This window comes from Pseudomonas fluorescens (assembly GCF_018614775.1).
Classification (GTDB): Bacteria; Pseudomonadota; Gammaproteobacteria; order Pseudomonadales; family Pseudomonadaceae; genus Aquipseudomonas; species Aquipseudomonas fluorescens_BY.
This window is the reverse complement of sequence record NZ_JAGGOF010000109.1, coordinates 1-11134: the sequence shown is the minus strand read 5'-3', so window position 1 is coordinate 11134 and position 11134 is coordinate 1. Positions and strand designations below refer to the sequence as shown.

Annotated in this window: 12 protein-coding genes; 7 read left to right on the top strand and 5 right to left on the bottom strand. The window is 62.1% G+C overall.

The window, feature by feature from the left end:
• Nucleotides 1-155: 155 nt before the first annotated feature.
• Together J7E36_RS23930 and J7E36_RS23925 are read right to left on the bottom strand one after the other, a co-directional pair.
• Nucleotides 156-500: a YggL family protein gene (locus J7E36_RS23930; RefSeq protein WP_215008606.1), complete on the bottom strand. Its 345-nt coding sequence runs from the start codon at nt 498-500 to the stop codon at nt 156-158.
• Entirely contained in the window at nt 490-690 is a 201-nt protein-coding gene (locus J7E36_RS23925; protein ID WP_215008604.1) for a hypothetical protein, read from the bottom strand. The genes J7E36_RS23930 and J7E36_RS23925 overlap by 11 nt, the downstream gene beginning before the upstream one ends.
• A gap of 42 nt (nt 691-732) precedes the next feature.
• Here J7E36_RS23925 and dacB point away from each other — a divergent pair, with 42 nt between their 5' ends.
• Nucleotides 733-2199: a D-alanyl-D-alanine carboxypeptidase/D-alanyl-D-alanine endopeptidase gene (gene dacB / locus J7E36_RS23920; RefSeq protein WP_215008602.1), complete on the top strand. Its 1467-nt coding sequence runs from the start codon at nt 733-735 to the stop codon at nt 2197-2199.
• A 154-nt stretch (nt 2200-2353) separates the two neighbouring features.
• Here the strand turns inward: dacB and J7E36_RS23915 are convergent, their stop codons facing one another.
• Nucleotides 2354-3526 (bottom strand): MFS transporter, encoded by a 1173-nt coding sequence (locus J7E36_RS23915; RefSeq protein WP_215008600.1) that lies wholly within the window; start codon nt 3524-3526, stop codon nt 2354-2356.
• Nucleotides 3527-3683: 157 nt separating this feature from the next.
• Here J7E36_RS23915 and J7E36_RS23910 point away from each other — a divergent pair, with 157 nt between their 5' ends.
• From J7E36_RS23910 to J7E36_RS23895, 4 genes are all read left to right on the top strand, one after another.
• A complete protein-coding gene (locus J7E36_RS23910) occupies nt 3684-4484 on the top strand; it encodes an SDR family oxidoreductase (protein WP_215008597.1) in 801 nt (266 codons plus the stop codon).
• Nucleotides 4477-6300, top strand: a complete 1824-nt coding sequence (locus tag J7E36_RS23905; protein ID WP_215008595.1) for a glycoside hydrolase family 15 protein — start codon at nt 4477-4479, stop codon at nt 6298-6300. The genes J7E36_RS23910 and J7E36_RS23905 overlap by 8 nt, the downstream gene beginning before the upstream one ends.
• A gap of 137 nt (nt 6301-6437) precedes the next feature.
• A complete protein-coding gene (locus tag J7E36_RS23900; protein WP_215008593.1) occupies nt 6438-6815 on the top strand; it encodes a hypothetical protein in 378 nt (125 codons plus the stop codon).
• 28 nt (nt 6816-6843) lie between these two features.
• Nucleotides 6844-7746: an alpha/beta fold hydrolase gene (locus J7E36_RS23895; protein ID WP_215008591.1), complete on the top strand. Its 903-nt coding sequence runs from the start codon at nt 6844-6846 to the stop codon at nt 7744-7746.
• On the opposite strand, the gene J7E36_RS23890 is transcribed toward J7E36_RS23895, so the two are convergent.
• On the bottom strand, nt 7715-8707 hold the full coding sequence (locus J7E36_RS23890; RefSeq protein ID WP_215008589.1) for a GlxA family transcriptional regulator: 993 nt from the start codon (nt 8705-8707) through the stop codon (nt 7715-7717). The genes J7E36_RS23895 and J7E36_RS23890 overlap by 32 nt on opposite strands.
• Nucleotides 8708-8805: 98 nt before the next feature.
• Between J7E36_RS23890 and inhA the strand changes: the two genes are divergently transcribed.
• Nucleotides 8806-9495, top strand: coding sequence for an isonitrile hydratase (inhA, locus tag J7E36_RS23885; protein ID WP_215008588.1), 690 nt, complete (start codon nt 8806-8808; stop codon nt 9493-9495).
• Between the two features lie 559 nt (nt 9496-10054).
• Here the strand turns inward: inhA and J7E36_RS23880 are convergent.
• Complete coding sequence (locus tag J7E36_RS23880; RefSeq protein WP_215008586.1) at nt 10055-10513, bottom strand: SRPBCC family protein; 459 nt, start codon at nt 10511-10513, stop codon at nt 10055-10057.
• Between the two features lie 136 nt (nt 10514-10649).
• Between J7E36_RS23880 and J7E36_RS23875 the strand changes: the two genes are divergently transcribed.
• Nucleotides 10650-11051, top strand: a complete 402-nt coding sequence (locus tag J7E36_RS23875; protein WP_215008584.1) for a lysozyme inhibitor LprI family protein — start codon at nt 10650-10652, stop codon at nt 11049-11051.
• Nucleotides 11052-11134: the final 83 nt, after the last annotated feature.

Genomic DNA, 11134 nt, shown 5'->3' with positions numbered 1-11134 from the left:
GCAGGCTCGCTCCCACAAAGGATTTGTGTCGTTCACATCCCCCCCTGTGGGAGCGAGCCTGCTCGCGATGACGGCCTGAAGGACAACACATACCCAACAGCCAGAAACAAAAAAGCCGGCACCCAAACGGGTTGCCGGCTCTGACCATCAAGCCATCACGCCTTGGCGTTGATCGGCTTCTCCGGGTACCACACGTCCATCAGCGGGCTGACTTCAGCGCTGGTCAGCTCAGGACGCGCCTTGAGCCAGGCCTCGACGGCAGCACGCTGCTCTTCGGACACCGAGCCACGCTTCTGCAGGCAAACCAGACCGTAGTCGTCGCCGCCGACATAGCCCAGGCCGTTGGCTTCCATGGCTTCTTTCAGGAAAGCGTCGAGGAAACGGTCAACAGCCTCGTCGTCCAGATCTTCTTTGAGATCCAGGTTCAGTTCGAAACCCAGCTCTTGAAATTCATCCACGCAGAGTTTTTTGCGCAGACGCTGGGAACGGTTAGTCGCCATTGGAACAATCCTCATAAGTAATAACGGCCGGCACTTTACCAGTTTGGCGCATCAATTGCCCGACTGTTCGGGGGGATTGGCCTACCGCCGGTAAAAAATAGCGCTCCAAGGGCTCCGGCACGGCCCAAGCCGCTGCGGCTTGGGGCATAATGCCGACACTTTCATGACCGTTGAGGGCGTTCATTTTCATGCCCTCGTCTTTTCACCCCTCGCCTGCAGGGTTTTATTTCACATGATCAGATCTTTGCGTCCACTGCTCCTGGCCAGCCTTCTCCTGCCCCTGGCCCTCCCCGCTTCCACCAGCGCCGCCACCATCAACACCGCCCTGTCGCCCAACGTGCAGAAGGCCCTCAAGACCAGCAAGCTGCAAGACAACGCCCTGTCCCTGGTGATGGTGCCGCTCAATGGTCCTGGCACTCCGACCGTGTACAACGCCGATGTCTCGGTCAACCCGGCGTCCACCATGAAGCTGGTCACCACCTACGCGGCCCTGGAGATGCTCGGCCCCAATCACCAGTGGAAAACCGAGTTCTACACCGACGGCACCCTCAACAGCGGGATACTCAACGGCAACCTGTACCTCAAGGGCGGCGGCGACCCCAAGCTGAACATGGAGAAGCTCTGGCTGCTGATGCGCGACCTGCGGGCCAATGGCGTGCAGCAGGTCACCGGCGACCTGGTGCTGGACCGCGGCTTCTTCATCCAGCCGCAATTGCCCGAATTCAATGACGACGGCAACGACGAAAACAAGCCGTTCCTGGTCAAGCCCGACGCCCTGCTGGTCAACCTCAAGGCGCTGCGCTTCGTCGCCCGTAATGACGGCGGTCGGGTGCTGGTGTCGGTGGAACCGCCGATTGCCAGCATTCGCATCGAGAACCAGGTCAAGGCGGCCAACTCCAAGCAATGCGCCGGCGGCGTGCGCTACAACCCGGTGCCCCAGGCGGACGGCAGCGTGACCGTGACCGTCGGCGGCCAGCTCGGTGACGGTTGCAGCTCCCAGACCTATCTGTCGCTGCTGGACCACGCCACCTACACCGCTGGCGCCGTGCGGGCGATCTGGAAGGAACTGGGCGGCAGCATCCAGGGCCAGGATCGTCTCGCCTCGACCCCAAGCAGCGCCAAGTTGCTGGCCCGGGCCTTCTCGCCGGACCTGGCGGAGATCATCCGCGACATCAACAAATACAGTAACAACACCATGGCCCAGCAGCTGTTCCTGAGCCTCGGCGCCCAGTTTCGCAACGAAGCCGACGGCGACGACGCCAAGGCTGCGCAACGGGTCGTGCGCCAATGGCTGGCCAAGAAAGGCATCACCGCGCCGCACCTGGTGATGGAGAACGGCTCCGGCCTGTCCCGCGCCGAACGCGTCAGCGCCCGGGAAATGGCCGCGATGCTGCAAGCTGCCTGGCACAGTCCTTATGCCGCCGAGTACATCAGCTCGATGCCGATTGCCGGCACCGACGGCACCATGCGCAAGCGCCTCAAGACCACCGCCATGGCCGGCGAAGCCCACATCAAGACCGGCACCCTGAACACCGTCCGCGCCATCGCCGGCTTCAGCCGCGACATCAACGGCAACACCTGGGCCGTGGTGGCGATCCTCAACGATCCGAAACCCTGGGGCGCTTCGTCCGTGCTGGACCAGGTGCTGCTGGACCTATACCGGCAGCCGAAACTGCCGCAGACGGCTTCGGTGCTCTGATCCGGCACAGCCGTGTGAGGTTGGTCTTGCGGGCCGGTGATGGGGCCTGTGCCGGTGACGTTGGATCCATTCTGGGGAAGTCGCGGCCAAGGGTCCCTTGGCCAGCCAACTGGCCATCGAACAGGCCAGGGTTAGCACGCGTCTGCGTCGTTGGTCAGTTCAAACGCCGGTAACTCTGCACGGCCGCCGCCAGCACCACAGCCCCGGCCAGGAGTGCCAGCCAGAAGCCACTGCGAGCGCCAAAGCTGTCCACCAGCCAACCGGAGCCGGCCGCACCGATCGCCACGCCGATGCTCAGGCCGGTCACCAGCCAGGTCAGGCCTTCGGTCAGTCGGGCCGGCGGCACAAGGCGCTCCACCAGGGCCATGGCGACGATCAGCGTCGGGGCGAAGGACAGCCCGGCCACGAACATCGCCACCGACAACCCGGTGATATCGGCCGCCAGCAGCAACGGCAGCGTCGTCAAACCCGTCCCCATCCCACCGTACAAAAACAGCTGCGGCAACGGCAGCTTCGAACGAAGCGCACCGAACGCCAATCCGGCCAGGCATGAACCAAAGGCGTACACCGACAGCACGATGCTTGCCGCCGCCGGTTGCCCCTGTTGCTGGGCGAAGGCCACGCTGACCACGTCCACTACACCGACGATGGTGCCCATGGCGACCATCAACAACAGCAGCAACAGCACGTCGCCGGACGCAATGATCGAACCCTGATGATTTGCCTGATGCGGATGCACCGGCGGCTCGGTACCGCGTTGCAAGACAAACGCCGTCACCCCGACCGCCAGCGTCAGGACCGAGGCCAACGGTCCCGCCTCTGGAAACGCCACCACGCACAACCCCACCGACAGCGGCGGCCCGACGATGAAACACACCTCATCCAGCACCGACTCCAGCGCATAGGCGGTGCGCAACTGCGGTTGGCCGCGGTACAACTCAGTCCAGCGCGCCCGCACCATGGCCGACATGCTCGGCATGCAGCCGGCCAGCGCGGCAAACACGAACAGTGTCCACTGCGGCGCCTGCAATCGCGTGCAGAGCAACAGCATCGACAACGCCCCGCCCCCTACCAACGCGGCAATCGGCAAGACCCGGCGCTGGCCGAAACGATCCACCAGCCGCGACACCTGCGGCGCGCAAAACGCCGTCGCCAAGGCAAACGTGGCCGCCACCGCACCGGCCAGCCCGTAGCCGCCCTGTAGCTGCGAGAGCATGGTTATCAACCCGATGCCCGTCATGGAAATCGGCATGCGCGCAATCATTCCCGCCAGCACGAAACCCAGGCTGCCGGGAGCGTTGAACAGTTCGCGATAGGGGTTTGCCATGGAGCGTTGCCTCGACCGGGGCCTGCAACTTGCCACAAAGGGCTGCTTCGGGGAAGCGCCGACATGGGACGGGTTTGTGAAGACTGTGTCGCGCAAGTGAACTCTCCACGCCTCCTGTCAGTCAGCCAATAAGGCCGTCTATTGAAGGTACCCAGCCATGCAGATTTCCCTCGCCCAACAAGTCGCCCTCGTCACCGGCGCCAGCTCCGGCATCGGCGCAGGCTCGGCCAGAGCGCTGGCGAATGCCGGCGCCGCAGTGGTGCTCAACTACCATTCCAGCGCCGGCCCGGCCGAAGACCTGGCCCGTGAGATCAACGACAACGGCGGTCGTGCCATCGCCGTCGGCGCCGATGTGTCGAAGGAACAGGACGTCGAGCGGCTGTTCGCCCGCGCCCTCGATGCCTTTGGCACGCTGGACATACTGCTGGCCAATTCCGGCCTGCAGAAAGATGCGGCCGCCGTCGACATGAGCCTGGAGGACTGGAACACCGTGATCGGCACCAACCTCACCGGCCAGTTTCTCTGCGCCCGCGAAGCCCTGCGGATCTTCACCCGACAGGGCGTTCGCCAAGGCGTGTCCCGGGCCGCCGGCAAGATCATCCACATGAGTTCAGTGCATCAGCGCATTCCCTGGGCCGGCCACGTCAACTACGCCGCCTCCAAAGGCGGGATCGACCTGCTGATGCAGAGCCTGGCCCAGGAAACCAGCCATCAACGCATCCGCATCAACAGCATTGCCCCGGGCGCCATCAGCACGGCCATCAACCGTGACGTGGTCGAGGGAGAACAAGGCGCAAAGCTGTTGGAGCTGATCCCTTACGGCCGCGTGGGTGATGTGGAGGATGTCGCCAACGCGGTGGTCTGGCTGGCGTCGGACCTGTCCGATTATGTGGTGGGCACTACATTGTTCATCGACGGTGGGATGAGTCTCTATCCGGGGTTTCGCGACAATGGCTGATCATGACGAACCGCAAAGCCCCATCGAGAACCACGGCATCATCGGTGACATGCGCACCGCCGCGCTGATCAACGACCGGGGCAGTGTGGACTTCTTCTGCTGGCCGGAATTCGACAGCCCGTCGATCTTCTGCTCGCTGCTCGACACCCCGGCGGCGGGCATTTTCCAGCTCGCGCCAGACCTGCCTGACGCGCGTCGCCAACAGATCTATCTACCGGATACCAACGTGCTGCAAACCCGCTGGCTGAGTGACGGCGCCGTGGTGGAGATCACCGACGTGCTGCCCATCGGCGACAGCGAGGACGATCTGCCCGTGCTGATGCGCAAGGTGCACATGACCGTGGGCAGCGCCACGTTTCGCATGCGCTGCGCGGTGCGTCACGATTACGCCCGGGCCACCACCACGGCGCGCCGGCAGGATGCACACATTTTCTTTGAGGCGCCGGGGCAACCGAGCCTGCGCTTGTGCTCCGATCAGGCCATGACCCTGGATGGAGATGCGGCGGCGGCCGTGTTTACCCTGGAACAAGGCCAGACCGCGGAGTTTTTGCTGGGCGGCATCGACGACCCACGGCTTCAGGATGACGTCAGCGCCCTCTGCCTGGAACGGACCCTGGCGTTCTGGCGCGGCTGGATCGGCCAATCCAACTACCGCGGGCGCTGGCGGGAAATGGTCAACCGCTCCGCCCTCGCGCTGAAACTTCTGACTTCGCGCAAACACGGCGCAATCCTCGCCGCCGCGACTTTCGGCCTGCCGGAAACCCGCGGCGGCGAACGCAACTGGGATTACCGCTACACCTGGATCCGCGACGCCTCGTTCACGGTCTATGCATTCATGCGCCTGGGCTTCGTCGACGAAGCCAACGCCTACATGCGCTGGCTGCGGGGCCGGGTCAGCGACTGCCACGAGCAGCCGACCAAACTCAACATTCTGTACGGCCTGGACGGCAGGCTGGAACTGCCGGAAACCGAGTTGCCGCACCTCGCCGGCTTCGGCAACGCGCAACCGGTGCGCATCGGCAACCTTGCTTACCAGCAGGTGCAACTGGACATCTTCGGCGAGCTGATGGACGCGGTGTATCTGGTCAACAAATACGGCGAAGCCATCTCCCATCAAGGCTGGAAACACACCCTCGAGGTGATCGACCAGGTGTGCGATGTCTGGAAAGACAAAGACGTCGGCATCTGGGAAATGCGCGGCGACAAGCAGCACTTCCTGCATTCGCGGCTGATGTGCTGGGTCGCCGTCGACCGCGCGATCCGCCTGGCGGAAAAACGCTCCCTGCCCGCGCCGTTCGCCCGCTGGGATGAGACGCGCCAGGCGATCTACGAAGACATCTGGACAAACTTCTGGAACGACGAACACCAGCATTTCGTGCAGCGCCTGGGCAGCACCGCCCTCGACGGCTCGATGCTGCTGATGCCCTTGGTGCGCTTCGTCAGCGCCCGCGATCCGCGCTGGCTATCCACCCTGGACGCCATTGAAAAAAACCTGGTGCGCGATGGCATGGTGTACCGCTACCGCAACGACGACAGCCCCATCGACGGCCTAAGCGGCACCGAAGGCTCCTTCGCCGCCTGCTCGTTCTGGTATGTCGAATGCCTCGCCCGCGCCGGCCGCGTGGAAAAAGCCCAGCTGGAATTCGAACAACTGCTGCGCTACGCCAACCCGCTGGGGTTATACGCCGAAGAATTCGACAGCCACGGCTACCACCTGGGCAACACTCCCCAGGCCCTTACGCACTTGGCGCTGATCAGCGCCGCGAGTTTCCTGGATCGAAAATTGAGTGGGGAAAAGAATAATTGGCAGCCGTGAGCCCTCGCCACAAAAGCGATCACTGACACTCCCGATTGACGGCGATAAGGTTGCCAGCCTACCAAACCCCTCCTAAGATCGATCCACTCACGGGTGCAGCGGAGCTGCCCGATAAAAACCCGACTCAAGGATTCGACATGACCCATATACAACGCTCCATTACCACCGCGCCCCGCACGGGCCTGACCCGCGAAGACCTTTGGGAAGGCCAGGACCGGGGCCTGATCAAATGCTGGGAAATCGGCCGCGACCGGGCGGAGAGATTCCCGGAGCTGGCGCAACGCTGCCTGGCCGGTGAATTGCCGGTGCTGGGCTGGAAAGGTGGCGTCAGCCGTAGCCTGAAGAAGAACGAAAAGTTCGGCTGCCTCAAATACCTCGCCCAGTGGCAGGGTTTGCGCGGTGAGGACCTGGACATCGACTTGTCCCTGGAGCGCACCCTGACCTGCTCCAGCACGAACATGATCGTGACCTTCACGCCGGATCGGGCCAAATACGTGAACCAGGAACCCGCCTGACCATTACCAAGCGATGCCGGAGGCCGTCATGAACCTTGCGCCCAGGATCAATTTCGCGGTAACGCCGTTGCTGCGTATCGCCTATGAAGAGCAGGGCCCCGCCAGCGGTACGCCGGTCATCCTGCTGCACGGCTTCCCCTACGACCCCAGGGCTTTTGATGAAGTCGCCCAGGCCTTGGCCGAGCGCGGCTATCGGGTCATCGTGCCCTACCTTCGCGGCTACGGCCCGACCCGGTTCAACAACCCGGCGACCCTGCGCTCCGGTCAACAAGCGGCACTGGCCCAGGACCTGCTGGATCTGATGGATGCGCTGGGCATCGCCCGAGCGGCATTGTGCGGCTACGATTGGGGTGGACGGGCGGCGTGTATCGTCGCAGCGTTATGGCCGGAGCGCGTTCGTTGCCTGGTGACCGGCGACGGCTACAACGTGCAGGATATTCCCCGCTCAACCTGGCCACTGGACCCCGAAACCGAACATCGTTTGTGGTACCAGTACTATTTTCATACCGCACGGGGCGTCGAAGGGCTGACGCAGAATCGACGTGAGCTATGTGAATTGCTCTGGCGCCTGTGGTCACCCACTTGGGCCCGCGGTGCGGAACGCTATCCTCTCAGCGCCCCGTCCTTCGACAACCCGGATTTCATCGACGTAGTGATTCATTCCTATCGCCATCGTTTCATGTACGCGCCGGGAGACCCGACGCTGGAGTGGCTGGAGGAACGGCTCGAGGCGAAACCGCCGATCAGCGTGCCGAGCATTTCCCTCTGCGGTGCCGACGACGGTGTCGGCCCCGCGCCTGAACAGGATGAAGACGCGGAACATTTCAGCGGTTTCTACGAGCGGCGGGTGCTGGCCGGCGTGGGCCACAACATTCCACAGGAAGCCCCCGACGCCACCCTCAAGGCACTGCTGGATCTGCTTGAAGGCTGACGGCAAACCGTTCGCGATACGCCTGGGGCGTCACCCCCATCGCCCGCAGGAAACTGCGGCGCAGGGTTTCTTCACTGCCGAAGCCGCATTGCATCGCCACCCGTTTGATCGGCACGGCGGTGTCAGCGAGCAGACGGCGGGCGGTTTCCACCCGAATCAATTCGACGGCCCGCGCCGGGGTCTGGCCGGTATCGGCGCGGTAGTGACGCACAAAGCTGCGCTCGCTCATACCCACCTCGGCAGCCAGGCCCGGCAGGCCCAGGTCACAGGTCAGGTTTTCGGCAATCCAGGCATGCAACTCATCGAAACGGCCACCGTGTTTCTGGAGCGACAAGGTCACGCTGAACTGCGATTGCCCGCCGGGACGCTTGAGAAATACCACCAGCTGCCGCGCGACTTCCAGGGCTACGGCGCGCCCCAGGTCGTCTTCAACCAGTGCCAGGGCCAGGTCGATGCCGGCGGTGACGCCGGCCGAGGTCCAGACCGGACCATCGTTGATAAAGATTGGATTGGCTTCCACCTTGAGTTGCGGGTGCTGCTCGGCCAGTTGTTCACAGCGGGTCCAGTGGGTGACCACTCGCCGCCCGTCCAGCCAACCGCTGGCGGCCAGCAGGAACGCCCCGGTGCACACGGACGCCACCCGCCGTGAGCGCAAGCCGTGCGCCTTGACCCAGGCTACCAGCGCCGGATCCTCTGCCGCCTCATACACCCCCCAACCTCCAGCAATCAGCAATGTGTCGCTGCCTTCGGTCGGCAGCGGTTCGGCCATCAACGCCAAACCCGCCGAGGACATCACCGCGCCGCCTCCGACGGCAACGACCGTTGGCGCGTAGGGCAACGGCAAACCCTGCTGGCGAGCCAGGTCGTTGGCCGACGCGAACACCTGCAAAGGCCCGGTGACATCCAGTACTTGCACGTTGGCAAAAGCCAGGACGTGAACGGTTTTCGCTGTGCTTGTCATATTGGCGTGATTCGTGGGGTTATTGGCGTATTCGCCAGAGCCTACGGGCCTAAAGTGAAATCGTCCAGCTCCCTGGCATCACTCAAGGAAAAAGCATCATGACACTGCAAATCGGTTTACTGTTGTTTCCACAGGTTCAGCAGTTGGACCTCACCGGTCCGTATGACGTACTGGCCTCATTACCGGGCGTGAAAGTGCACTTGATCTGGAAGGATCTGGCACCAGTCACCGCCAGCACGGGGCTGGTGCTCCTGCCGACGACCACGTTCGAGGATTGCCCGAAGCTTGACGTGATCTGCGTCCCCGGCGGCACTGGCGTGGGGCCGTTGATGGAAGACGAGCAAACCCTGGACTTCATCAGGCTGCAGGCCAGCCATGCGCGGTACATCACGTCGGTGTGCACCGGTTCGCTGGTGCTCGGTGCGGCAGGTCTGTTGCAAGGGAAACGAGCCACTACCCACTGGGCCTATCACACCCTCCTGCAAACCCTCGGCGCGACACCGGTCAACGACCGCGTGGTCCGTGACGGCGACCTGATCACCGGCGGCGGCATCACGGCCGGCATCGATTTTGCGTTGACTCTGGCAGCTGAACTCTTCGATCAAGGCACGGCCGAGTTGGTCCAACTGCAACTCGAATACGCCCCTGCCCCGCCGTTCGACGCCGGCCGCCCGGAGACTGCACCGGCGCGGGTCTTGGAAGAAGCCCACCGGCGTACAGCGGAATCGTTCCGGGTACGCTCGCAGATTGCTCAACGCGCAGCAGCGCGATTGAACATTCCTGCCTAGTGATCGATGGCGAGCGGATCAGTCCGCTCGCCATCAACAGGTCAGGCTCAGTGTGGCTGACGGTCGACCGATACACCGATACCCTGATCCCAGTTCCGGGGCCGCACTTTTTCATAGACGAAAAAAAACCCGCCGAAGCGGGTTTTCCTGAGGAGCAAATTGACTTCCTGTCTGGCATTCCTTGCCTGCTCCAATCATCCATGACCCCAAGCACTCCCTGTACTCAGTGGATGGACACAGGTTAGGCCCATCGATGGGTTGAGAAAAGGCGAGAAAGCAGCAGCAGTGTGTAAGCCTTTCGATATACGACACTTGCGGGCTTTTTCATGGACGAAAAAAAACCCGCCGAAGCGGGTTTTTCCAAGACCATTACGACTCCCTGTCGATAGCCATCCTTGCAAGGTCGATCGTCCCTGATCCTGAGCACTTCCTGTGCTTCAGTGGATGGGGCCAGAGTACGCGTCGGATCCAAAGTGCAACAGACGATATAACTGCTATTACGTGTAAGACATTCGCTATGGCAACCTTCCGAAGCCCTGAGAGCGCACAGGCATTATCGTCAAGCCTTGCTCAGAAACGCCTCGATATTGGCCATCTGCTCGTCCCAACCACGGCTGTCCATGCGGAAAGCCTTGAGTCGGCGCGCCTCGGGAATCTCGTTAAAGCCCGACTCCACCACCTTCAGTAAAGTGCCGCCGTCCATGTCTTCGAGTTCGAACTGCACAAGGGTTTCGGACTCTTGGGAATAATCCACCTGGGGCTCAATGGCGTAAGGATGCCAGCGAAACGCGAAAACCCGTTCGGGCTCCACCCGCTCCACCGCTACGTCCCAGATGAGGTGCTGGTAACCTGGATAAGTAATCTGTCCCTGGGTGCGCTCACCCGCTACGAAGCGTTTACCCTCAAGCGCGACCCCAAACCATTGCCCAAAGGCCTCGGCATTGGCCAGGGCTCGCCAGACCTGGGCGCGCGGGACCTTGAGCAGAATCTTTCTTTCGATGCGGTCGGATGAATGCATGAGTCACCTCCTGTGTACAACAGTAGGCTTGTAAGACCACAAGACCAACCGGAAAGTTGTATCACTTCGTTGTTAAGGGCCATCTGAAGCGATGTAAACTCCCACGATATTTTTAACCTCTGAAGGAGAGACCCATATGTCCCCTCGCTTGCTTCTGGCCATGGCGCCCTTGCTGTTCGGCACCGTAGCCCAAGCCGATGACTGTGCCAATACCATCACTCAGAGCGAAATGAACCAATGCGCAGCCAAGGAAAACAAGGCTGCCGACAAAGAGCTGAACGATCTGTACAAGCAGATTACAGCACGCCTGAAGGACGATCCCAAAGCCAAACAGTCGCTGGTCAAGGCACAACGAGCCTGGATAGGTTTCCGTGACGCCGAATGCAATTTCTCCGCCTCTGGCGTCGAGGGCGGCAGCGTCTATCCGCTGATCTACAACGATTGCATCACAGCCCAGACCAAGGCACGAGTCGAAGCGTTCAAGGCCTATCTCAAGTGCAAGGAAGGTGATTTGAGCTGTCCTGTACCCGAGGCTTAACGCTCCGGATAACAAAAGATGACCCTAGGGTCGTCTTTTTTGTAAATGTACTTTTTCGCGCACAAAACAAAACCCCTACCTGC